Source organism: Mycobacterium sp. SMC-8, from assembly GCF_025263565.1.
Lineage (GTDB): Bacteria > Actinomycetota > Actinomycetes > Mycobacteriales > Mycobacteriaceae > Mycobacterium.
In genome coordinates this window covers 5849472-5872469 of sequence record NZ_CP079865.1, presented here as the reverse complement: position 1 = coordinate 5872469, position 22998 = coordinate 5849472, and the positions used below count along the sequence as shown (strand labels likewise).

General features: G+C 69.1%; 19 protein-coding genes and 1 pseudogene. 14 read left to right on the top strand and 6 right to left on the bottom strand.

Going from position 1 to position 22998, the window contains the following annotated elements; genetic code table 11:
* Nucleotides 1-116 precede the first annotated feature (116 nt).
* The 12 genes from KXD97_RS28190 (at nucleotide 117) to proB (ending at nucleotide 15750) form a co-directional block, all read left to right on the top strand.
* Nucleotides 117-2129 (top strand): S9 family peptidase, encoded by a 2013-nt coding sequence (locus KXD97_RS28190; RefSeq protein WP_260754236.1) that lies wholly within the window; start codon nucleotides 117-119, stop codon nucleotides 2127-2129.
* Nucleotides 2130-2140: 11 nt separating this feature from the next.
* A complete protein-coding gene (locus KXD97_RS28185) occupies nucleotides 2141-3406 on the top strand; it encodes a trans-acting enoyl reductase family protein (RefSeq protein WP_260754235.1) in 1266 nt (421 codons plus the stop codon).
* A 44-nt stretch (nucleotides 3407-3450) separates the two neighbouring features.
* Complete coding sequence (locus tag KXD97_RS28180; RefSeq protein WP_260754234.1) at nucleotides 3451-4038, top strand: DUF937 domain-containing protein; 588 nt, start codon at nucleotides 3451-3453, stop codon at nucleotides 4036-4038.
* Nucleotides 4039-4099: 61 nt separating this feature from the next.
* Entirely contained in the window at nucleotides 4100-6790 is a 2691-nt protein-coding gene (locus KXD97_RS28175; RefSeq protein WP_260754232.1) for a valine--tRNA ligase, read from the top strand.
* 15 nt (nucleotides 6791-6805) lie between these two features.
* Nucleotides 6806-8221, top strand: coding sequence for a folylpolyglutamate synthase/dihydrofolate synthase family protein (locus KXD97_RS28170; protein ID WP_260754228.1), 1416 nt, complete (start codon nucleotides 6806-6808; stop codon nucleotides 8219-8221).
* Nucleotides 8218-8601, top strand: a complete 384-nt coding sequence (locus KXD97_RS28165) for a DUF4233 domain-containing protein (RefSeq protein ID WP_260754226.1) — start codon at nucleotides 8218-8220, stop codon at nucleotides 8599-8601. The genes KXD97_RS28170 and KXD97_RS28165 overlap by 4 nt, the downstream gene beginning before the upstream one ends.
* Before the next feature lie 10 nt (nucleotides 8602-8611).
* Entirely contained in the window at nucleotides 8612-9022 is a 411-nt protein-coding gene (gene ndk, locus KXD97_RS28160) for a nucleoside-diphosphate kinase (RefSeq protein ID WP_260754224.1), read from the top strand.
* Nucleotides 9023-9331: 309 nt separating this feature from the next.
* A complete protein-coding gene (locus tag KXD97_RS28155; RefSeq protein ID WP_260754222.1) occupies nucleotides 9332-12316 on the top strand; it encodes an Rne/Rng family ribonuclease in 2985 nt (994 codons plus the stop codon).
* Nucleotides 12317-12472: 156 nt separating this feature from the next.
* Nucleotides 12473-12796, top strand: coding sequence for a 50S ribosomal protein L21 (rplU, locus tag KXD97_RS28150; RefSeq protein WP_260754220.1), 324 nt, complete (start codon nucleotides 12473-12475; stop codon nucleotides 12794-12796).
* Nucleotides 12797-12814: 18 nt separating this feature from the next.
* The gene (gene rpmA, locus KXD97_RS28145) at nucleotides 12815-13111 is read left to right on the top strand and encodes a 50S ribosomal protein L27 (RefSeq protein ID WP_260754219.1); all 297 of its coding nucleotides are present in this window, start codon (nucleotides 12815-12817) and stop codon (nucleotides 13109-13111) included.
* Nucleotides 13112-13192: 81 nt separating this feature from the next.
* A complete protein-coding gene (gene obgE / locus KXD97_RS28140) occupies nucleotides 13193-14641 on the top strand; it encodes a GTPase ObgE (protein ID WP_260754218.1) in 1449 nt (482 codons plus the stop codon).
* Nucleotides 14638-15750 (top strand): glutamate 5-kinase, encoded by a 1113-nt coding sequence (gene proB, locus KXD97_RS28135; protein WP_260754217.1) that lies wholly within the window; start codon nucleotides 14638-14640, stop codon nucleotides 15748-15750. Before obgE ends, proB begins: the two co-directional genes overlap by 4 nt.
* Here the strand turns inward: proB and KXD97_RS28130 are convergent.
* Entirely contained in the window at nucleotides 15694-16572 is an 879-nt protein-coding gene (locus KXD97_RS28130; RefSeq protein WP_260754216.1) for an NAD-dependent protein deacetylase, read from the bottom strand. The two genes, proB and KXD97_RS28130, sit on opposite strands and share 57 nt — an antisense overlap.
* 138 nt (nucleotides 16573-16710) lie before the next feature.
* On the opposite strand from KXD97_RS28130, the gene KXD97_RS28125 reads away from it, so the two are divergent.
* On the top strand, nucleotides 16711-18765 hold the full coding sequence (locus KXD97_RS28125) for an NAD(+) synthase (protein ID WP_260754214.1): 2055 nt from the start codon (nucleotides 16711-16713) through the stop codon (nucleotides 18763-18765).
* Here KXD97_RS28125 and KXD97_RS28120 read toward each other — a convergent pair.
* The 5 genes and pseudogenes from KXD97_RS28120 to KXD97_RS28100 all read right to left on the bottom strand — a co-directional run bounded on the left by KXD97_RS28120 (nucleotide 18755) and on the right by KXD97_RS28100 (nucleotide 21644).
* The gene (locus KXD97_RS28120; protein WP_260754212.1) at nucleotides 18755-19357 is read right to left on the bottom strand and encodes an isoprenylcysteine carboxylmethyltransferase family protein; all 603 of its coding nucleotides are present in this window, start codon (nucleotides 19355-19357) and stop codon (nucleotides 18755-18757) included. The genes KXD97_RS28125 and KXD97_RS28120 overlap by 11 nt on opposite strands.
* Nucleotides 19357-19449: pseudogene (locus KXD97_RS28115) on the bottom strand (cobalt transporter); the annotation flags it as partial. The pseudogene KXD97_RS28115 and the gene KXD97_RS28120, both read right to left, overlap by 1 nt.
* Nucleotides 19450-19490: 41 nt before the next feature.
* Nucleotides 19491-19820, bottom strand: a complete 330-nt coding sequence (locus KXD97_RS28110; RefSeq protein WP_260754210.1) for a helix-turn-helix transcriptional regulator — start codon at nucleotides 19818-19820, stop codon at nucleotides 19491-19493.
* Between the two features lie 47 nt (nucleotides 19821-19867).
* The gene (locus tag KXD97_RS28105) at nucleotides 19868-20761 is read right to left on the bottom strand and encodes an enoyl-CoA hydratase/isomerase family protein (protein WP_260754200.1); all 894 of its coding nucleotides are present in this window, start codon (nucleotides 20759-20761) and stop codon (nucleotides 19868-19870) included.
* Nucleotides 20762-20783: 22 nt separating this feature from the next.
* Nucleotides 20784-21644, bottom strand: coding sequence for a PfkB family carbohydrate kinase (locus KXD97_RS28100; protein ID WP_260754199.1), 861 nt, complete (start codon nucleotides 21642-21644; stop codon nucleotides 20784-20786).
* 86 nt (nucleotides 21645-21730) lie between these two features.
* Here KXD97_RS28100 and KXD97_RS28095 point away from each other — a divergent pair, with 86 nt between their 5' ends.
* Nucleotides 21731-22978: a glutamate-5-semialdehyde dehydrogenase gene (locus tag KXD97_RS28095; RefSeq protein WP_260754198.1), complete on the top strand. Its 1248-nt coding sequence runs from the start codon at nucleotides 21731-21733 to the stop codon at nucleotides 22976-22978.
* The last annotated feature ends 20 nt before the right edge of the window (nucleotides 22979-22998 follow it).

Sequence of the window (22998 nt, the reverse complement as noted above, 5' to 3'; positions counted from 1 at the left end):
TTCTCGAGGTACTGATGGTGTACGACGCTTGACGCTAACCGTGGGAATGTGTCCCACCGGTCAAGGTGTGTTAATTCCACGTGAAGTCCTGTACGGCAGTGTGTTACGAAATCCGTATGCCTTCTGCTCCGAATGTCCCCGCTGCGACCCCGTCCACTCCCTTTCACGACCTCGACCGATTCCTGGCGCTGCCGCGGGTGGCCGCTCTGGCGGTCTCGCCGGACGGTTCCCGCGTCGTGACGACGGTGGCCGAACTCGACGACAAGCGCACCGAATTCGTCACTGCGCTATGGGAACTCGACCCGACCGGCGGGCGGCCGGCGCGGCGCCTGACCTACGGCGCCAAGGGGGAGTCCGCGCCGGAGTTCACCGCCGACGGTGACCTGCTGTTCCTGGCGACCCGGCCCGGCGAGGGCGACGACAAGCCTGCCGGCAAGTCACTGTGGCGGCTGCCCGCCGTCGGCGGCGAGGCACACGAAGTGGCGACACTGCCCGGCGGCATCGACAGTGTGCGGGCGGCGGACGCAGCGGCCACCATGGTGGTCACCTCCACCATGCTCGCCTCCGCCGCCGACACCGACACCGACCAGCGGCTGCGGAACCTGCGCAAGGACAACAAGATCTCGGCGGTGCTGCACACCGGCTATCCGGTGCGGTACTGGGACCACGACCTCGGCCCCGAACAGACCCACGTCTTCGACCTCACCGGCGGCGCGGCACGCGACCTGACGCCCGCGCCGGACCGCGCGCTGCGTGACGCGCACGTCGACCTCAGCCGCGACGGCACGTTCCTCGTGACGACGTGGCAGGACCCGGCGCCGGGAGCGGCGCTGCGCACCGTGCTGGTCCGGGTCGACATCGCGACAGCGCAACGGACCACGGTGGTCGACGACCGGCGCGCCGACCTCGGAAACCCGGCCATTTCGCCGGATGGCCGATCGGTGGCCTACACGCGGGAAACGATCTCCACACCTCGACAGGCTCCACGAATCACGTTGTGTGTGTTGCGGTTCGGCGAAGAACCGGTCGAGCTCACCGTCGACTGGGACCGCTGGCCGACGTCGGTCACCTGGTCGGCGGACGGCTCGGCGGTGATCGTCACCGCCGACGACAACGGTCGTGGCCCCGTCTTCGCCGTCGACCCTGCCACCGGAGCGGTGCGCAGCTTGGTGGCCGACGACTTCACCTACACCGACGTGCGGACCGCGCCCGGCGGTGTGCTGTTCGCGCTGCGCAGTTCCTATACGACGCCGCCGCACCCGGTCCGCATCGATGCCGACGGGTCGGTCACCGTTCTCGACTGCGTTCCGTTTCCGGAACTGCCCGGCGCGCTGATGGAGGTGGCCGCCACGGCCGAGGACGGGCAGACCGTGCGGTCCTGGCTGGTCCTTCCCGATGATGACGAGCCCGCCCCGCTGCTGCTGTGGATTCACGGCGGACCACTGGCAAGCTGGAACGCCTGGCACTGGCGCTGGAACCCGTGGCTGATGGCGGCCCAGGGCTATGCCGTGCTGCTCCCGGACCCGGCCCTGTCCACCGGGTATGGCCAGCACTTCATCCAACGGGGCTGGGGGGCATGGGGATTCGCGCCGTATACGGACCTGATGGCCGCGACCGACGCGGCGTGCGCGCACCCGAGGGTGGACGCCACCCGCTCCGCGGCTATGGGCGGCTCGTTCGGCGGGTACATGGCCAACTGGATCGCCGGGCACACCGACCGGTTCTCGGCGATCGTCACCCACGCCAGTCTGTGGGCCCTCGACCAGTTCGGTGCGACCACCGACGGCGCCTATTGGTGGGCCAGGGAGATGACGCCGGAGATGACCAGGGCCAACTCACCGCACCTCTTCGTCTCCGAGATCGCCACCCCCATGCTGGTCATCCACGGGGACAAGGATTACCGGGTGCCGATCGGGGAGGCGCTGCGGCTCTGGTATGAGCTGCTGAGCAAGTCGGCGAGGCCCGCCGCCGACGACGGCAGCACGGTGCACCGGTTCCTGTACTTCCCGTCGGAGAACCATTGGGTGCTGAGCCCGCCGCACGCGAAAATCTGGTACCAGGTGGTGCTGGCGTTCCTGGCCCGCCACGTGCTCGGACAGGACACCGAGCTGCCGGAAACGCTCGGGTAGCGTCAGCGGACATGAGCGCAGACGCCGCACACGACCGTCAGCACGACATCGTGGTCTACGGGGCCACCGGCTTCGTCGGGAAGCTGACCGCGCAGTACCTCGCCACCGCCGGTACCGGTGCCCGCATCGCGCTGGCCGGCCGTTCGGCAGATCGCCTGCTGGCGGTCCGGGACTCGCTGGGCGAAGCGGCGCAGGACTGGCCGCTGATCGTCGCCGACGCGTCTTCGCCGTCGACACTGAACGAACTCGCGGCCAGCACCCGGGTGGTGGTCACCACCGTGGGCCCGTACCTGCGGCACGGCCTGCCGCTGGTCGCGGCGTGCGCGGCGGCGGGCACCGACTACGCCGACCTCACCGGTGAGACCCTGTTCGTGCGCCGGTGCATCGACCTGCACCACAAACAGGCCGCCGACACCGGCGCGCGGATCGTGCACGCGTGCGGCTTCGACTCGATCCCGTCGGATCTGACCGTGTTCGCGCTGCACCGGCAGGCCGGACGCGACGGCGCCGGCGCGCTCGGGGACACCAACTACGTCGTACGCACCTTCGCCGGCGGGGTGTCCGGCGGCACGGTGGCGTCGATGGCCGAGCTCGCCCGCGAGGCGTCGCTGGACCCCGAAGCCCGCCGCCTGCTCAACGACCCCTACACATTGACCCCTGACCGGGGCGCCGAACCCGAACTCGGCGCTCAGCCGGACGCGCGGTGGCGCCGCGGCCGGGAGATCGCCCCTGAACTCGACGGCTACTGGGTCGGCGCGTTCGCCATGGCGCTGCCCAACACCCGCATCGTGCGGCGCAGCAACGCGCTGCTGGACTACTCGTACGGCAGGCGGTTCGAGTATGCCGAGCAGATGAGCACCGGGCACTCGGTGGCCGCGCCGCTGCTGGCCGCCATGGCCACGGCCGGAAATGTCGCGACGATGGAACTCGGCAGCCGCTTCCTCAACCGAGTGCCGCGCCGGGCGCTGGAGCGCGTCCTGCCCAAACCCGGCACCGGGCCGAGCGAGCAGACCCGGGAACGCGGGCATTACACCGTCGAGACCTACACCACGACCTCGACCGGCGCCCGCTACGTTGCCCGGATGTCGCAGCAGGGTGACCCCGGCTACAAGGCGACCTCGGTGCTGCTCGGCGAAAGCGGACTGGCGCTCGCGCTGGATCGCGACAAGCTGCCCGACCTGCACGGAATCCTGACCCCGGCCGCGGCCATCGGCGACGCGCTGCTGGCCCGGTTCCCGGCCGCCGGGGTCAGCCTGGACGTGTCGCGGTTGAACTGATCGATCCGGTCCCCGGCGTCGATCCCGGGTCTACTGTCGCTTGCATGGCCGACCTCGACGAGCTCTACGGGGAGATTCCGACCCGGCAGATCGCTGCCCGACTGGGCGCCGACGAGGCCGAGGTCAGCGGCGCCATCAAGACGCTGCTGCCCGTGCTGGTCGGCGGACTACAGCACAACGCGCAAGACCCCGGCACCGCGGCGAACATCGCCTCCGCGGCCGACAACCACGCCGGTCTGCTCGACGGCGGTGTCGACGTCGACCAGGTCGACGAGGCGGACGGCTCCAAGGCGGTCGCGAAGATCTTCGGCGGCAACGACACCGGCCAGGTCGCCTCGGCGCTGTCGCGCGGCGGGGCCGGGAACAGCGACCTGATCAACAGACTGCTCCCGATCCTCGCGCCGATCGTGCTCGCCTACATCGGCCGGAAACTCACCGGCGGCCAGGCGCAACCCCAGGGCCAGGGCGGTGGCGGCCTCGGCGACATCCTGGGCGGGATCCTGGGCGGTGGCGGTCAGCGCTCCGCAGGTGAGGACAACCCGCTGGGCAGCATCCTCGGCAGCGTGCTCGGCGGCGACAAAGGCGGTCCGCTCGGCGACATTCTGGGCGGCCTGCTCGGCGGGAAGAGGTGACGCGGCTCTGTCGCCGTCGGGCGGAAAGAAGTGATCGGCACGCGCTTCCTAGAATGGCTCGGTGACCTCCCAGCCGAATGCCCCCGGCGACGCCCCGCGCGCCCCCGAGCTCGACGCCCTGCCCAAGTCCTGGGATCCGGGAGCGGTCGAGGCCGACCTGTACGACGGCTGGGTCCGGGCTGGCTACTTCACCGCCGACCCCGACAGCGACAAGCCCCCGTACTCCATCGTGCTGCCGCCGCCCAATGTGACCGGAAGTCTGCACATGGGCCACGCGCTGGACCACACGTTGATGGACGCGCTCACCCGGCGCAAGCGCATGCAGGGCTATGAGGTGCTGTGGCTGCCCGGCATGGATCACGCCGGCATCGCCACCCAGACCCTCGTCGAGAAGCAGCTCGCCTCCGACGGGACGACCAAAGAAGACCTCGGCCGCGAGCAGTTCATCGACAAGGTCTGGGAATGGAAGCGCGAATCCGGCGGAACCATCGGCGCCCAGATGCGCCGGCTCGGCGACGGGGTGGACTGGAGCCGCGATCGGTTCACGATGGACGAGGGTCTGTCACGCGCGGTCCGCACCATCTTCAAGCGGCTCTACGACGCCGGCCTGATCTATCAGGCCGAACGGCTGGTCAATTGGTCGCCGGTGCTGGAGACCGCGATCTCCGACCTCGAGGTGAAGTACGAGGACGTCGAGGGCGAGCTGGTGTCCTTTCGCTACGGCTCGATGAACGACGACGAACCGCACATCGTGGTGGCCACCACCCGGCTGGAGACGATGCTCGGTGACACCGCGATCGCGGTGCACCCCGACGACGAGCGATACCGAAACCTGGTGGGCAAGACGTTGCCCCACCCGTTCCTCGAACGTGACATCGCGATCGTGGCCGACACCCACGTCGACCCCGAATTCGGCACGGGCGCAGTGAAAGTCACACCCGCCCACGACCCCAATGACTTCGAGATCGGGCTGCGGCACCAGCTGCCGATGCCGACCATCCTCGACACCAAGGGCCGGATCAGCGACACCGGCACCCGGTTCGACGGAATGGACCGCTTCGAGGCGCGGGTGGCGGTGCGCGAGGCGCTGGCCGAAGAGGGCCGCATCGTCGCCGAGAAGCGTCCCTACCTGCACAGCGTGGGCCACTCCGAGCGCAGCGGCGAACCGATCGAGCCGCGCCTGAGCCTGCAGTGGTGGGTGCGGGTCGAGTCACTGGCCAAGGCTGCCGGTGACGCGGTCCGCAACGGCGACACCGCGATCCACCCGGCCAGTCTGGAACCCCGGTGGTTCGCCTGGGTCGACAACATGCACGACTGGTGCATCTCACGTCAGCTCTGGTGGGGGCACCGCATCCCGATCTGGCACGGACCGAACGGGGAGACCGTCTGCGTCGGACCGGATGAGACGCCGCCCGAAGGCTGGGAGCAGGACCCCGACGTGCTGGACACGTGGTTCAGTTCGGCGCTGTGGCCGTTCTCGACGATGGGCTGGCCGGACCGCACCCCCGAACTGGCGAAGTTCTATCCGACCACCGTGCTGGTCACCGGTTACGACATCCTGTTCTTCTGGGTGGCCCGGATGATGATGTTCGGTACCTTCGTCGGTGACGACCCGGCCATCACCGGCACGGCCACGAAGGGCGCACACCCGCAGGTGCCGTTCGAGAACGTGTTCCTGCACGGCCTGATCCGCGACGAGCACGGCCGCAAGATGAGCAAGTCGCGCGGCAACGGCATCGATCCGCTGGACTGGGTGGAGAAATACGGCGCCGACGCGCTGCGCTTCACGCTGGCCCGCGGCGCCAGCCCGGGCGGCGACCTCGCCATCGGTGAGGACCACGCCCGCGCGTCCCGCAACTTCGCCACCAAGTTGTTCAACGCGACCCGCTTCGCTTTGCTCAACGGCGCCAGCCCGGCGCCACTGCCGCCGGCGGCCGAACTCACCGACGCCGACCGGTGGATCCTCGGCCGGCTCGAAGAGGTGCGAGCCGAGGTGGATTCGGCGCTGGACGGCTACGAGTTCAGTCGCGCATGTGAGTCGCTCTACCACTTCGCCTGGGACGAGTTCTGCGACTGGTATGTCGAGCTCGCGAAAGTGCAACTGGGCGAAGGTGTTTCCCACACGACTGCGGTGCTGGCGTTCGTGCTCGACGTGCTGCTCAAGCTGTTGCATCCGGTGATGCCTTTCGTCACCGAGGTCCTGTGGAAGACGCTGACCGGCGGAGAGTCCCTGGTCATCGCCGACTGGCCGGCCCCGAGCGGTCACGCCGTCGATCATGGCGCCACGCAACGGATCTCCGACACCCAGAAACTGATCACCGAGGTGCGGCGATTCCGCAGCGACCAGGGTCTCGCCGACCGGCAGCGGGTGCCGGCCAGACTGTCCGACATCGGCGCGGCGGGTCTGGATGACCATGTCCCCGCGGTGCGAACCCTGGCCTGGCTGACCGATGCGGAGGACGGGTTCACCACGTCGGCGGCGGTCGAGGTGCGGCTGTCGGGCGGCACCGTGGTGGTCGAGGTCGACACCTCGGGCACGGTGGATGTCGAGGCCGAACGCCGCAGGCTGGAGAAGGACCTCGCGGCCGCCGAGAAGGAGCGCAAGGGCACGACCGCCAAGCTCGGCAACGACGCGTTCCTGGCCAAAGCTCCCGCGGAGGTGGTCGACAAGATCCGGAACCGGCAGCAGGTGGCCAACGAGGAAGTGGAGCGCCTCACCGCGCGGCTGGCCGCGCTGTCGGCGAGCCAGTAGCGAAGCAGATCGCCCATGGCATCACACGAGCCCACCCCCGACGAGGTCGCCGCACTGCTGCAGGTGGAGCACCTGCTCGACCAACGCTGGCCCGAGACCAAGATCGAGCCGAGCACCGCGCGGATCGCGGCGCTGATGGAGATGCTCGGGTCACCTCAGCTCGGGTTCCCGTCGATCCACATCGCGGGCACCAACGGCAAGACCTCGGTCGCCCGGATGGTCGACGCGCTGCTGACCGCGCTGCACCGGCGCACCGGCCGCACCACCAGCCCGCACCTGCAGTCGGCGGTCGAACGCATCTCGATCGACGGCAAGCCGATCAGCCCGGCGACCTACGTCGACACCTACCGGGAGATCGAGCCGTTCGTCGAGCTGGTCGACCGGCAATCCGAAGCCGCAGGCGGACCGAGATTGAGCAAGTTCGAAGTCGTCACCGCGATGGCGTTCAGCGCGTTCGCCGACGCACCCATCGACGTCGCCGTCGTCGAGGTGGGCCTGGGCGGCCGCTGGGACGCCACCAACGTGGTCAACGCGCCGGTGGCCGTGGTCACCCCGATCGGCATCGACCACGCGGACTACCTCGGTGACACGATCGCCGAGATCGCCGGCGAGAAGGCCGGGATCATCACCCGCCAGGCCGACGACCTGGTGCCGACCGACACCGTGGCCGTGCTGGCACGCCAGCTGCCCGAGGCGATGGAGGTGTTGCTGGCGCAAGCGGTACGCTCCGATGCCGCTGTGGCAAGGGAGGATTCGGAGTTCGCCGTGCTCGGCCGGCAGGTCGCCATCGGCGGCCAGCTTCTTCAGCTGCAGGGCCTGGGCGGGGTGTACTCCGACATCTTCCTGCCGCTGCACGGGGAGCATCAGGCGCACAACGCCGTGCTCGCGCTGGCCGCGGTGGAGGCGTTCTTCGGTGCCGGCGCGCAGCGCCAACTCGACGTCGACGCGGTGCGGGCCGGATTCGCCGCCGTGACCTCGCCGGGGCGGCTGGAGCGGATGCGCAGTGCGCCAACCGTTTTCATCGATGCCGCACACAACCCGGCCGGCGCCTTCGCGCTGGCCGAGGCGCTGCGCGACGAGTTCGATTTCCGCTTCCTCGTCGGCGTCGTCTCGGTGATGGGGGACAAGGACGTCGACGGAATCCTGGCCGCTCTGGAACCCGTACTGGATCAGATCGTGGTGACTCACAACGGATCACCGCGGGCGCTGGAGGTGGCGGCGCTGGCGGTCAAGGCTGAGGAGGTCTTCGGTCCAGAGCGGGTGATCACCGCCTCGACGCTGCCCGACGCGATCGAGACCGCCACCGCGCTGGTCGAGGAGTCCGGCGGCGACGGCGACGCCGCGGGGATGAGCGGTGCGGGCATCGTGATCACCGGTTCTGTCGTCACCGCGGGCGCCGCTCGAACACTGTTCGGAAAGGACCCCGCATGACCGCGCAGCCTCCGGATCCGTGGAAGAGCTTCCGGGGGGTGATGGCCGGCACCCTGATCCTCGAGGCCATCGTCGTGCTGCTGGCGCTGCCGGTGGTCGGCGCCGTCGGGCCCGGGCTCACGCCGCTATCGACCGCCTACGTCGTCGGGTTCGCCGTGCTGCTGGTGCTCATGGCGGGCGTGCAGGGCCGGCCGTGGGCCATCTGGGCCAACCTCGGCGTGCAACTGATCCTGGTCGCCGGATGGTTCATCTACCCGGCGGTGGGTTTCGTCGGGCTGTTGTTCGGCGTGGTGTGGCTGCTGATCGCCTACCTGCGTGCGGAGGTGCTCCGTCGGCAGAAGCGAGGCCTGCTTCCGGGGCAGCGGCCGGCCGACGACTAGTCTGTGCGTCGTGACTGAGCGAACTCTCGTCCTGATCAAGCCCGACGGCGTGCAGCGCCGCCTCATCGGAGAGGTCATCAGCCGGGTCGAAGCCAAAGGCCTGAGCATCGCGGCGCTGGAACTGAAGAACGTCAGCGACGACCTCGCCCGCGCGCACTACGCCGAACACGAGGGCAAGCCGTTCTTCGGGTCGCTGCTGGAGTTCATCACATCCGGGCCCGTGGTCGCGGCCGTCCTGGAGGGTCCGCGGGCCATCGCGGCGTTCCGGCAATTGGCCGGCGGCACCGATCCCGTCGAGAAGGCCACCCCCGGCACCATCCGCGGTGACCTGGGCTTGGAGACGCAGTACAACCTTGTTCACGGATCGGATTCGCCGGAGTCGGCGGCCCGCGAGATCGAGCTCTGGTTCCCCGGCCGGTAGCGACCGCCTCGCCCGAGCTAACCCCGCCTACGCGGGCCACTCTCTGACATGTGGGATACTGGTCGCGGGTGATCGGCCTTACAACCCGGGTTGATCATCCGAATGAAGACTTAGACAGCGCGACCACCGTGAACCGCGGTGCGGCGCGGACCGTCCAGCCATCATTCAGACCGGCACCGGGATCGTTCCTTCGGGATCACTCGGAGCAAGACCAGAGGACGTCCGGGAGTAGGTAGCCCGGGTACAACATCAAAAGCCCTCGCGTGGCCGCGTCAGAGCATGACGCGCCCGGGGGCTTGAGGAGAATACGTGGCCGACAATGAGATTTTTCAGGCACCGACCCACGACCCCGCGGACGAGCCCCGGCTCGCCGCAGATGCGTCCGGGGACACCAAGGGCGCCCCGACGCCGGAACGCCTGAGGGTCCACTCGCTGGCCCGCGTGCTCGGTACCACCAGCAAGCGGATCATCGACGCGCTGATCGAACTCGACGGCCGGGCACGCAGCGCACATTCCACGGTCGGCCGTGAGGAGGCCGACCGCGTCCGCGAGGTGCTGGCCGCCCCCGAACCCGAGGTTGCGCAGGCCGAGCCGGCGGCAGAGGCCGCCCATCCGGAAGCCGTCGAGCCCGAAGCCTCACAGCCGGAAGCCGACGAGCCCGAAGCCTCACAGCCGGAGGCCGCCGCGCCTGTCGCCGAGGTCGCCCGGCTCAGCGAGGTCGTCGAGGTGACGGAGGTCGCCCAGTTCACCGGGGTCACCGAGGAGGAGCCCGAATCGAGGCTGATCCTGGAAACCCCGCCCGCCCCGGCCGCCGAACCCGCCGACTATCTGCCGCTGTTCGTCGCGCCCCAACCCGTGCGCTTTGACGACCACTTCGACGATAGCGACGACGACGAGTCCGACGACGACACCGACGAGTCCGAATCGGACGCCGATGGTGACGACGACCAGACCGACCGCCCCGCCGCCAAACGCCGCAGGCGGGGTCGGCGCGGGCGCGGACGCGGTCGCGGCGAGCAGAACGGCGACGAGTCAGCCGGCGACACCGAATCCGACACCGATGCCGATGCCGAGAAGGCCGACAGCGGCGAAGACTCCGACGACGACAGCAGCGAGGACGACGGGTCCAGCGGGGACGGCTCCAGCCGTCGCCGTCGCCGCCGTCGCCGCCGCAAGTCCGGCTCCGACGACGACAGCGACACCAACGGCTCGCCCGACGACCCGCCCAACACCGTTGTCCACGAGCGTGAGCCGCGGAAGGCGTCGAACCGCAACGACAAGACGTCGTCGGATTCGGAGATCCAGGGCATCAGCGGCTCCACCCGACTGGAGGCCAAGCGTCAGCGCCGCCGGGACGGTCGCGACGCCGGCCGGCGCCGGCCGCCGATCCTGAGCGAAGCGGAGTTCCTGGCCCGCCGCGAGGCCGTCGAACGGATGATGGTGGTCCGCGACAAGGTCCGCACCGAACCGCCGCACGAGGGTGCTCGCTACACCCAGATCGCGGTGCTCGAAGACGGCGTCGTGGTCGAGCACTTCGTGACATCAGCCGCGTCGGCATCTCTCGTCGGCAACATCTACCTGGGCATCGTGCAGAACGTGCTGCCGTCGATGGAGGCGGCGTTCGTCGACATCGGCCGCGGCCGCAACGGTGTGCTCTACGCCGGTGAGGTCAACTGGGAAGCCGCCGGTCTGGGCGGTGCGCAGCGCAAGATCGAACAGGCTCTCAAACCCGGCGACTACGTCGTCGTCCAGGTCAGCAAGGATCCGGTCGGACACAAGGGTGCGCGACTGACCACCCAGGTGTCGCTGGCCGGCCGCTACCTGGTCTACGTCCCGGGTGCGTCCTCGACCGGGATCAGCCGCAAGTTGCCCGACACCGAGCGGCAGCGCCTCAAGGAGATCCTGCGCGAGGTGGTCCCGTCCGACGCGGGTGTGATCATCCGGACCGCATCGGAGGGCGTGAAGGAAGAGGACATCCGCTCCGACGTGGAGCGGCTGCAGAAGCGCTGGACCGAGATCGAGGCCAAGGCCGCCGAGATCACCGGGAAGAAGGCCGGTGCGGCGGTCGCGCTCTACGAAGAGCCCGACGTGCTGGTCAAGGTGATCCGTGACCTGTTCAACGAAGACTTCACCGGGCTGACCGTCGCCGGCGACGAGGCGTGGAAGACCATCACCGACTACGTCAACGCGGTCGCTCCGGAGTTGCTCCCGCGGATGACGAAGTACGAGCCGGCGTCTCCCGACGCCCCCGATGTGTTCGCCGTGCACCGCATCGACGAACAACTGGCCAAGGCGATGGACCGGAAGGTGTGGCTGCCGTCGGGCGGCACCCTGGTCATCGACCGCACCGAGGCCATGACCGTGGTGGACGTCAATACCGGCAAGTTCACCGGATCGGGCGGCAATCTCGAGCAGACCGTGACCCGCAACAACCTCGAAGCCGCCGAGGAGATCGTGCGCCAGCTGCGGCTGCGCGACATCGGCGGCATCGTGGTCATCGACTTCATCGACATGGTGCTGGAGTCCAACCGCGATCTGGTGCTGCGCCGGCTCACCGAGGCCCTGGCCCGTGACCGCACCCGCCACCAGGTGTCGGAGGTGACATCTCTGGGTCTGGTCCAGCTCACCCGCAAGAAGCTCGGTACCGGCCTGATCGAGGCGTTCTCGACCACCTGCAGTCACTGCGCCGGCCGTGGCATCGTGCTGCACGGCGATCCCGTGGACTCGGCCGCCACCAACGGCAGCCGCAAGGCCGAGTCCGGCGGCGGACGCCGAAGCAAGCGCGGCAAGCGCGGCGGTCGTGCCGAGCAGGAGGTCCAGGTCGCCAAGGTGCCGGCGCACTCCCCGGGTGAACACCCGATGTTCAAGGCGATGGCCGCCGCCAACGGCAAGCACGAGGACGACGAGGACGACGACACCGCCGTGGCGCCCGAAGAGGTCGCCGAGATCGACACCGAGGCCACGGTGGCGGTGACGCGCGACGGCAACGACGACGAACTCGATGACGACTTCGACGAGGATGACACCGACGAAGACGACGACACCAACGAGGACGACACCGACGAGGACGACACCGACGAGATCGACCTCGACGACGACGATGACGAAGAGGACGACGACATCGACGACCTCGACGACGACTCGGACGAGGACGACTCCGACGAAGACGACTCCGACGAGGACGACTCCGACTCGGGTGAGGACGAGCCTGCAGCGGTCGTCGTCGCCCGCCCGGCAGGTCGACACCGTCGCCGCGCGGCGGCCCGACCCGCTGGTCCGCCCAGTCGCGACTGAGCGGTTTGATTCTCTACCCGCTGGTCACGTACCCTTGACCAGTTGTCTCCAGGGCTTGCCGACGGCCGGCCGGAGACGGGACGAGATCCCACCCCAGACCCGCACGCACACCCCGGGTGATGCGCGCCCGCACGCGAAGCAGGAGAAGACCCAGCGATGGCAGCCAAAACAGCCACGTACGCGATCGTCAAGACCGGTGGCAAGCAGTACAAAGTCGCGGCCGGTGACGTGGTCAAGGTGGAGAAGCTCGACGTCGAGCCGGGCGCCACGGTGTCGCTGCCCGTCGCCCTGGTCGTCGACGGTGCGAACGTGACCACCGACGCCGCGGCCCTGGAGAAGGTCGCGGTCACCGGTGAAGTCCTCGAGCACACCAAGGGTCCGAAGATCCGCATCCACAAGTTCAAGAACAAGACCGGCTATCACAAGCGCCAGGGTCACCGTCAGCAGCTGACGGTGCTCAAGGTCACCGGCATCAAGTAACGACGGGAGCGAGAAGACATGGCACACAAGAAGGGCGCTTCCAGCTCACGCAACGGTCGCGACTCAGCCGCCCAGCGGCTCGGCGTGAAGCGGTTCGGCGGGCAGGTCGTCAAGGCCGGGGAAATCCTGGTGCGGCAGCGGGGCACTCATTTCCACCCCGGCGTGAACGTCGGCCGTGGCGGCGACGACACGCTGTTCGCGACCGCTCCCGGCGCTGTCGAGTTCGGCAGCAAGCGCGGCCGCAAGACCGTCAACGTCGTTCGCGTCACCCGCACGTCGTCCGATGTCGCCGCCGGAGCGGCTCCCGAGGCCTGACTTTCACGCGAGATCGACGTTTCGCCGCAGGCTTCGCGTCGGGCCGGCAGAACGTAGATTTCGTCACCGAAAGGATGTCCGATGCCCCGGTTCATCGACCGCGTCGTCATTCACGCGCGGGCGGGTAACGGCGGCAACGGCTGCGCCTCGGTCCATCGCGAGAAGTTCAAACCTCTCGGCGGTCCGGACGGCGGCAACGGCGGTCGCGGCGGCAGCATCGTGTTCGTCGTCGACCCGCAGGTGCACACCCTGCTCGACTTCCATTTCCATCCCCACGTGGCCGCACCCAACGGCAAACAGGGCGCGGGCAGTAACCGCGACGGTGCCGCGGGCGCCGACCTCGAGGTGAAGGTCCCCGACGGGACCGTCGTGCTCGACGAGCACGGCCAGATCCTGGCTGACCTGGTCGGCGCCGGCACCCGCTTCGAGGCCGCCGCCGGTGGTCGCGGGGGCCTCGGCAATGCCGCACTCGCCTCCCGTGCCCGCAAGGCGCCCGGTTTCGCGTTGCTCGGCGAGAAGGGCGAGGCCCGTGACCTCACCCTGGAGCTCAAGACCGTCGCCGATGTGGGCCTGGTCGGCTTTCCGTCGGCGGGCAAGTCCTCGCTGGTGTCGGCGATCTCAGCTGCCAAACCCAAGATCGCCGACTACCCGTTCACCACGCTGGCGCCCAATCTCGGGGTGGTGTCGGCGGGTGAGCACACCTACACCGTCGCCGACGTGCCGGGGCTGATCCCGGGCGCCTCGGAGGGTCGCGGCCTCGGGCTGGATTTCCTGCGCCACATCGAACGCTGCGCTGTGCTGGTGCATGTCGTCGACTGCGCAACCCTGGAGCCGGGCCGTGATCCGGTGTCCGACATCGAGGCGCTGGAGGCCGAGATCGCGGCGTATACGCCAACGCTGCAGGGCGATTCGACGCTCGGTGACCTCGCCCAACGCCCACGGGCGGTGGTGCTGAACAAGATCGATGTTCCCGACGCCCGGGAGCTGGCCGACTTCGTCCGCCAGGACATCACCGAGAAGTTCGGCTGGCCGGTGTTCGAGATCTCGACCGTCAGCCGGGAAGGGTTGCGACCCTTGACCTTCGCGTTGTGGGACATGGTGTCCTCGTATCGGGCCAGCCAGCCGGCCGTGGTGCCGCGCCGCCCGGTGATCCGACCGATCCCGGTCGACGAGACGGCGTTCTCGGTCGAACCCGACGGTCAGGGCGGCTTCGTGGTCAAGGGCACCCGGCCGCAACGCTGGGTCGCGCAGACCAATTTCGACAACGACGAGGCCGTCGGCTATCTCGGCGACCGGTTGGCGCGGCTCGGCGTCGAGGACGAGTTGCTCAAGCTCGGCGCCCGGCCCGGCTGCGCGGTGACCATCGGCGACATGACCTTCGACTGGGAGCCGCAGACCCCGGCCGGTGTCGACGTGCCGCTGACCGGCCGCGGCACCGATGTACGACTGGAACAGAGCGACCGGGTCTCGGCCGACGAACGCAAGGCGGCACGGAAGGCGCGCCGCCAGAGTGGCGATGTAGACGAATGAGCGCGCACCGGGAAGCGATCCGGACGGCACGCTCAGTGGTGGTCAAGATCGGCACCACCGCGTTGACGACGTCTTCGGGGGTGTTCGACACCAACCGGCTGCAGAACCTGGCCGACGCCATCGAAGCGCGGATGAAGGCCGGCTCGGACGTGGTGATCGTGTCTTCGGGCGCCATCGCAGCCGGCATCGAGCCGCTCGGACTCACCAAGCGGCCCACCGATCTGGCGACGAAGCAAGCCGCAGCCAGCGTGGGTCAGGTGGCGCTGATCAACTGCTGGAGCGCGGCGTTCGGGCATTACGGCCGCACCGTGGGCCAGGTACTGCTGACCGCCCACGACATCTCGATGCGGGTGCAGCACACCAACGCCCAGCGCACCCTGGACCGGTTGCGGGCGTTGCACGCGGTGGCGATCGTCAACGAGAACGACACCGTGGCCACCAACGAGATCCGGTTCGGCGACAACGACCGGCTGTCGGCCCTGGTCGCCCACCTGGTGGGCGCTGATGCGTTGATCCTGCTGTCCGACATCGACGGCCTTTATGACGGCGATCCCCGCAAGGCGCCCGCAGACAATCCGGCACGGTTCATCCCGGAAGTGGCCGGACCCGACGACCTGGAAGGGGTGACCGCCGGCCGCGGCAGCCACCTCGGCACCGGCGGTATGGTCTCGAAGCTGTCCTCGGCGCTGCTGGCGGCCGACGCCGGCGTCCCGGTGCTGCTGGCCGCCGCCTCGGATGCCGACGCCGCGCTGCAGGACGCGTCGGTGGGCACAGTGTTCGCCCCGCGCTCAGAACGCATGTCCGCGCGTAGGTTCTGGGTGCGCTACGCCGCCGAAGCCTCTGGGACACTGACCCTGGACGAGGGCGCCGTCAATGCCGTGGTGCGGCAGCGGCGCTCACTTCTTCCCGCCGGGATCACCGCGGTGTCGGGCCGGTTCTACGGCGGTGACGTCGTCGAGCTGCGCGACAAGGACGCCGCGATGGTCGCTCGCGGCGTGGTCGCCTATGACGCCGCGGAACTGGCGACGATGCTCGGCCGGTCCACGTCGGACCTACCCGCCGAGATGCGCAGACCCGCCGTGCACGCCGATGACCTGGTGGCCGTCTGAGCGTCCGGTCAGCTCGTCGACGAGCAGCGCCAGCATCGGCGAACACCCGTTGTCGATCTTGACGTCGGCGAGGTCGTCGCCGCGGGTTGGTCCCCGGTTGACGATCGCGATCGGCGTCCCGGAGGCAGCGGCATGCCGGACGAACCGGTAGCCGGAGTACACCGTCAGCGACGACCCGGCGACCAGCAGCGCCTCGGCTCCGTCGACAATCGAGAATGCTTGCACAACACGCTCTTTCGGAACGCTTTCACCGAAGTAGACAATGTCCGGCTTGAGCATGCCGGCGCAGCGCGGGCAGTCCACCACCTGGAAGGAGGCGGTGTCGGCGACCACCGCGTCGGCGTCGGGGGCCACCGCGATTCCGCCGAGAGCCGCGGCCCTCTCGGCGAAACCCGGGTTGGCGTCGTCGAGAAGGTCGGCCAGCGCCGCGCGCGTCATGGTGTGCCTGCAGTCCAGACAGATCACCCGAGCGTAGGAACCGTGCAGATCGATGACGTTCTCGCTGCCCGCCTTGGAGTGCAGCAGGTCGACATTCTGGGTGATCACGCCGGTCACCACCCCGGCACGTTCCAGCGCGGCCAGCGCACGGTGCCCGGCGTTGGGCAGCGTCTGGTCCATATGCCGCCATCCGAGGTGGTTGCGCGCCCAGTACCGCTGCCGGAACTCAGGATCGGAGGTGAACTGCCGGATGGTCATCGGATTGCTCGGCGGCGAGTCCGGGCCGCGGTAGTCGGGGATCCCCGAATCGGTCGACATGCCCGCACCGGTGAGCACCGCGACACGCCGGTCCTGCAGTAACGCGACGAGTTCGGGGGCCTCCACGTCACCGAATGTAGGCGATCACCGCCGGTGATCGCGTATGTACTGGTCAGCCGGTCAGCTTTGGGGTGACGTCACCTCGCTCGGCCGACGGCGTGGGGTGTTGGCATATCCCGTTCGCTTTTCGGGCAACAATGAGGCATGGATTTCTACTCCGCGTACCGGCACGGCTTCGTCCGGGTCGCCGCCTGCACGCATCACACGGCGCTCGCCGACCCTCGGGGCAATGCCGAATCCGTGCTGCGACTGGCCCAGGCCTGCCACGACGACAGTGTTGCGCTCGCGGTCTTCCCGGAGCTGACGCTGTCGGGATACTCGATCGAGGACATCGTGATGCAGGATGCCCTGCTCGAGGCCGTCGAGGACGCGCTGTTCGAGATCGTCACCGCGTCGGCCGACCTGTTGCCCGTGTTGGTGATCGGTGCACCGCTGCGCTTTCGGCACCGGATCTACAACACCGCGGTGGTGATCCACCGCGGCCGGGTCCTCGGTGTGGTCCCGAAGTCCTACCTGCCCAACTACCGCGAGTTCTACGAGCGACGGCAGATGGCTCCGGGTGACGACGTGCGCGGGCCGATCAGGCTGGGCAGGGGGGATGACGCTGTCGACGTGCCCTTCGGCCCCGACCTGCTGTTCGCCGCATCCGATCTGCCCGGGTTCGTCCTGCACGTCGAGGTCTGCGAGGACATGTTCGTGCCGATCCCGCCGAGTGCGTCGGCCGCGCTGGCAGGGGCGACGGTGTTGGCCAACCTGTCCGGTAGCCCGATCACCATCGGCCGGGCTGAGGACCGCTGCCTGCTGGCCCGATCCGCGTCGGCCCGGTGCCTGGCCGCCTATGTGTACGCCGCGGCCGGCGAAGGTGAGTCCACAACCGATCTCGCGTGGGACGGGCAGACGATGATCTGGGAGAACGGTGAATGCCTGGCCCAGTCGGAACGCTTCCCGAAAGGTGAGCGACGGTCGGTCGCCGACGTCGATCTCGAACTTCTTCGCTCCGAACGCCTTCGGATGGGCACTTTCGACGACAACCGCAGGCACCACAGCGCGAGCACCGATTCGTTCCGGCGTGTGGAGTTCGTCCTGGACCCGCCCAGCGGCGACGTCGGGCTTCTGCGGCACATCGAGCGGTTCCCGTTCGTGCCGTCGGATCCGCAACGGCTGGAACAGGACTGCTACGAGGCCTACAGCATCCAGGTGTCCGGTCTGGAGCAGCGCTTGCGGGCGCTGAACTATCCCAAGATCGTGCTCGGGCTGTCCGGTGGTCTGGACTCGACCCATGCGCTCATCGTCGCGGCGCGGGCGATGGACCGGGAACAGCGGCCGCGTAGCGACATTCTGGCTTACACGATGCCCGGGTTCGCCACCGGAGACCGGACCAAAGGCAACGCGCTGCGGTTGGCCGAGGCGCTGGGCGTGACGTTCGCCGAACTGGACATCAAGGCGACCGCCGAGTTGATGCTCAAGAACATGGACCATCCGTTCGGACGCGGGGAGAAGGTCTACGACGTCACGTTCGAGAACGTGCAGGCCGGCCTGCGCACCGACTACCTGTTCCGGTTGGCCAACCAGCAGGGCGGTATCGTGCTGGGCACCGGGGATCTGTCCGAACTGGCACTGGGCTGGTCGACGTACGGTGTCGGCGATCAGATGTCGCATTACAACGTCAACGGCGGGGTCCCGAAAACATTGATCCAGCATCTGATTCGGTGGGTGATCTCGTCGAAGCAGTTCGATGACACCGTCAACGAGGTGCTGCAGTCGGTGCTTGACACCGAGATCTCCCCGGAGCTGGTGCCCGCGGGTGAGGACGAGGAAATCCAGAGCAGCGAATCCAAGGTCGGACCCTATGTGCTGCAAGACTTCTCGTTGTTCCAGGTGCTGCGGTTCGGGTTCCGGCCGTCAAAGGTCGCGTTCCTGGCCTGGCATGCGTGGAGCGATGCCACCCGCGGTGACTGGCCGTCGGGATATCCCGAGGAAAAGCGTCCGACATACTCGCTGAAGGAGATCCGGCACTGGCTGCAGGTATTCGCCCAGCGGTACTACTCGTTCGCGCAGTTCAAGCGCTCCGCGCTGCCCAACGGGCCCAAGGTCTCCCACGGCGGGTCGCTGTCGCCGCGCGGGGACTGGCGTGCCCCGTCGGACATGTCGGCCCGCACCTGGCTCGACGAGATCGACCGCGAGGTTCCTACCGACTGACGGTGCCCACCCCGGGCACGAAACGTCCGACGGCGGCGAGATAGTCGCGGTAGGGCGCACCGTGTGCGGCGCGCAGATACGGCTCCTCGACGGTGCGCACCTGGAGCTCGATCGTCACCACCAGGATCACGAAGCCGGCGATCGCCACCACGTTGGGTGTGACCAGCGTGACGCCGAACGCGAAGACGATCATCGCGGCGAAAATCGGGTTGCGCACCCGCGCGAACACGCCGGTGCGGACCAGTGTCGTCGTCTCCGACGCGTCGACGCCGATGCGCCAGGCGTCACCCATGTCGCGCTGGGCGTACACCGTCGCGGCGATGCCCGCGGCCGCGACACCGGCACCGGTCAGGTGAATCCAGGGCGCGGCCAGCAGCGGGTCGACCAGCCCGGTCCATTGCAGTGCCGGCGCGGTGCCGGCGACCGCGATGGCGACCACGAAACCCACCCCGGCGAACCATTCCGGTGACCCGGGTCTTCCGGTGACACCCTTGAAGCCGGTGGAACCGGTGTGACGGCGCTGAACCCAACTGCGCCAACCGAATCCGAGCGCGGCGAACACGGCGAACAGACACAGCGCGACTGCAGGCATCAGATGCAGCATGGGTCACCCTTCCAGGCTTGGATTCCTTCACGCACAGCCAGCGCCGCGATCCCCAGCGCCGCAACGGGATCGGCCCAGGTCAGGACCCGGCGGCGGTGCGCGTTGAGCCCCGCCTTTGCCATCAGCAGCAGGCCTGCTCGTCGGCCGCCGGGCAGCACGCCGGGTCGACCTCCACAACCAGGCCGACCAGGTCGGTGAGCGCGTGGGCGATCCGCGGATCGGCCAGCTCGTAACGGCTGCGCCTGCCTTCGCGGCTGACGGTGACCAGACCACAGCCCCGCAGGCAGGCGAGGTGGTTGGACAGAATCTGCCGCGACACCGCGATCCGCTCGGCGAGCTCGGACGGGTACCCAGGGCCGTCGCGCAGGATCAGCAGGATCTGGGCGCGGGTCGGATCCGAGATGGCGCAACCGAAACGGGACAGCGCGTCACTACCGAGGGCGGTCTGCACAGCGCAGACAGTACATCAACTCCTGAATTCAGGGAAGTCTGAACTGTCTAGAGTCTGCCGTCGATGCGCAGTGCGGGGTGCACCCATTCCGGGGATCGGCGTTCCTTGAACGCCATGAAGCCCTCGATGGACTCGGGTGCGCCGAGGCTGGCCGCCATCCCGATGCGGTCGTAGAGGCCCAGATAGTTGTCCAGGCTGGATTTGACGACGGTTCGGGCTCCCGGGGCGGTCCGGCAGCATTGGGCGAGGACCTCGCGGGCCACATGCGCCAGGTCGTCGTGGGGGACCACCCGGGCCACCATGCCCCAGTCGTGTGCCTCTTCGGCGGTCAGCGTGCGGCCGGTGAACATCAGGTCGCGGGTGCGGACCGGCCCGATCAGCCGGGCCAGCATGTGGCTGTAGTACGTGTCGGCGATCCCGCGGTACAGCTCGGGCACCCGGAACGTGGCCCGGTCGCTGACTACGGCCATGTCGGCGCACAGTGCGATCTGCAGGCCGCCGCCCTGGCAGAGGCCGTTCACCGCCGCCACGACCGGTTTGGCCGACTGGCGCAGAGTGTCGAACGGCAAGGCGTCCATCCCGAGTGCGGGCCCGAACGTCATCCAGTTGTCGGCGCCGCCGCCACCCATGTCGCCCCCCGGAGCGAAGACGTCGCCGGTGCCGGTGATCAGCAGTCCGGCCAGGTCGGGATCGCTTTCGACGTGCTTGACCGCGTACTTGATGCCGAAGTACATCGCCGGCGTCATCGCGTTGCGTGCCTCCGGACGGTCGAGCCGGCAGACGCCGAATGCGCCTTCCCGGGTGAAGCGCAGGTAGGGCGTACCGAGCCAGTCACCTTCTGGGGGGCGGGCGGGAGACGGCTCAGCGGGGCGGGCGGGAGCTGGCTCGGGGGGGCGGGCGGGAGACGGCTCGGCGGGGTGGGGGCGGGATTCGGTGCTCATCTGGCGCAGTCCTTCCGTCCGGTCAGGACGCCTCAAGCACGTCCTCGACAGCCTCACTGTAAGGGGCACAGTCGCCGGCACCGGGCACCAGCGTCGCCAGCGCCCCGGCCGCGCACGCTCGGGCCAGCGCGTAGGGGACGCCGCGCGGCCAGTGCGCGGCGAACACACCGGCGAACACGTCGCCGGCGCCGGTGGTGTCCACCGCCTCGACGGCGGGCGCCGGGATGTCCGAACGGCCCTCGCCGAAATGGGTGGCACCGCGGGCACCACGGGTGACGACCAGGTGCGGTACCCGGGGCCGGTCACCGTCGAGCCAGTCGTCGGACTCGGTTTCGTTGACGACGACCACGTCGACGAGGCCGGCCAGCATCGCGATGTCGGGTGGGGCCGGGGACGCGTTGAGCACCACAGCCGCCCGGGCGGCACGCCCGACCCGGGCCGCGGCGACCACGGTGTCCATCGGGATCTCCAGCGACAACAGCACCACGTCGCTGCGGGCCACCACCGCCTGCACCGCCGGCGAACTCAGGTTCAGATGCGCGTTGGCGCCCGGCGCGACGACGATGCAGTTCTCGGCAGCGGCGTCGACCACGATCGCCGCGGACCCGCTGGGCCCGGGCACCCGGGTAAGGCCGTCCGTGCCGACGCCGTTGGCGCGCAGATGCGCCTGCAGTTGCCCGGCGGCGGCGTCGGTGCCCAGCGCCGCGACCAGCTGCACCGCGGCGCCGGCGCGTGCCGCGGCCACCGCCTGGTTACCGCCCTTACCGCCCGGCGAGGTGGACAGCGCCGAGGCCAGCACGGTCTGTCCGGCCCGGGGCAGCGCCTCGACGGTGAACGTGAGGTCGGCGTTGACACTGCCGACCACGCAGACCCGCGTCACCATGAGAGTCCAAGCTAGTCGCAGCGCGAGGGTGGACGCGTGTCGAATGCCATGCCGTTTGCCGACGGGAGGTTCGATACCCTGGCCTGATGAGCGTGCAGAACCCCGCCACCCCCGACTTGCGGCAGCAGGTTCACGACGCCGCACGCCGGGCCCGCCGGGTGTCCCGGACGCTGGCGACGTTGAGTGCCGACGTCAAGAACCGCGCCCTGCGCGCCGCCGCCGACCACGTCCTGATGCACACCCGCACGATCCTGGATGCCAACGAGGTCGACCTCGCCGCGGCACGGGCCGCGGGCACCCCCGAGGCGATGCTCGACCGGCTCGCGCTGAACCCCACCCGGGTGGACGCTATCGCCGACGGGCTGCGTCAGGTGGCCGGTCTGCCGGATCCGGTCGGTGAGGTGCTGCGTGGCCGCACACTGCCCAACGGTCTGCAATTGCGGCAGCAGAGGGTCCCGTTGGGTGTGGTCGGCATCGTCTACGAAGGCCGCCCCAACGTCACCGTCGATGCGTTCGGGTTGACGTTGAAATCGGGCAACGCGGTTCTGTTGCGGGGCAGTTCGTCGGCCGCGCAGTCCAACGCGGCGCTGGTGAACGCGCTGCGGGCGGCGCTGGCCACCGAGGGACTCGATGCCGACGCGGTGCAACTGCTGTCCAGCAAGGACCGGGCCACCGTGACCCATCTGATCCAGGCGCGCGGACTGGTCGACGTGGTGATCCCGCGCGGCGGCGCCGGGCTGATCGACGCCGTCGTGCGCGACGCGCAGGTGCCTACGATCGAGACCGGCGTCGGCAACTGCCATGTCTACGTTCACAAGTCGGCCGATCTGGACATGGCCGAATCCATCGTGCTGAATGCCAAGACCCGGCGCCCGAGCGTGTGCAACGCCGCCGAGTCGCTGCTGATCGACGCGGCCATCGCCGACGTGGCGGTGCCGCGGCTGACCGATGCGCTGGCCGCGGCGGGGGTCTCGGTGCACGCCGAGCCGTCCGAGGAGCAGTTGCGCTCCGAGTTCCTGTCGATGGACATCGCGCTGGCGGTGGTCGACGGTCTCGACGCCGCGATCGAGCACATCAACGAGTACGGCACCGGCCACACCGAAGCCATCGTGACCACCGATCTGGCTGCGGCCCAACGGTTCAGCGAACGCGTCGACGCCGCCGCGGTGATGGTCAACGCTTCGACGGCGTTCACCGACGGTGAGCAGTTCGGCTTCGGCGCCGAGATCGGCATCTCGACCCAGAAGCTGCATGCCCGAGGACCCATGGGTCTACCCGAACTGACGTCGACCAAATGGATCGTGTGGGGTGCCGGTCACACCCGTCCGGCCTGAGCCCCGAGGAGAGAAGCACC

Bases quoted from the DNA above. Each gene is read 5' to 3' on its own strand.
- KXD97_RS28120 (WP_260754212.1), bottom strand. From the start codon at position 19,357: ATGCCTGCAGTCGCGCTGTGTCTGTTCGCCGTGTTCGCCGCGCTCGGA.
- KXD97_RS28095 (WP_260754198.1), top strand. From the start codon at position 21,731: ATGAGCGTGCAGAACCCCGCCACCCCCGACTTGCGGCAGCAGGTTCAC.
- KXD97_RS28125 (WP_260754214.1), top strand. From the start codon at position 16,711: ATGGATTTCTACTCCGCGTACCGGCACGGCTTCGTCCGGGTCGCCGCC.
- obgE (WP_260754218.1), top strand. From the start codon at position 13,193: ATGCCCCGGTTCATCGACCGCGTCGTCATTCACGCGCGGGCGGGTAAC.
- KXD97_RS28170 (WP_260754228.1), top strand. From the start codon at position 6,806: ATGGCATCACACGAGCCCACCCCCGACGAGGTCGCCGCACTGCTGCAG.
- KXD97_RS28165 (WP_260754226.1), top strand. From the start codon at position 8,218: ATGACCGCGCAGCCTCCGGATCCGTGGAAGAGCTTCCGGGGGGTGATG.
- rplU (WP_260754220.1), top strand. From the start codon at position 12,473: ATGGCAGCCAAAACAGCCACGTACGCGATCGTCAAGACCGGTGGCAAG.
- KXD97_RS28185 (WP_260754235.1), top strand. From the start codon at position 2,141: ATGAGCGCAGACGCCGCACACGACCGTCAGCACGACATCGTGGTCTAC.
- KXD97_RS28180 (WP_260754234.1), top strand. From the start codon at position 3,451: ATGGCCGACCTCGACGAGCTCTACGGGGAGATTCCGACCCGGCAGATC.
- proB (WP_260754217.1), top strand. From the start codon at position 14,638: ATGAGCGCGCACCGGGAAGCGATCCGGACGGCACGCTCAGTGGTGGTC.
- rpmA (WP_260754219.1), top strand. From the start codon at position 12,815: ATGGCACACAAGAAGGGCGCTTCCAGCTCACGCAACGGTCGCGACTCA.
- KXD97_RS28100 (WP_260754199.1), bottom strand. From the start codon at position 21,644: ATGGTGACGCGGGTCTGCGTGGTCGGCAGTGTCAACGCCGACCTCACG.
- KXD97_RS28190 (WP_260754236.1), top strand. From the start codon at position 117: ATGCCTTCTGCTCCGAATGTCCCCGCTGCGACCCCGTCCACTCCCTTT.
- KXD97_RS28105 (WP_260754200.1), bottom strand. From the start codon at position 20,761: ATGAGCACCGAATCCCGCCCCCACCCCGCCGAGCCGTCTCCCGCCCGC.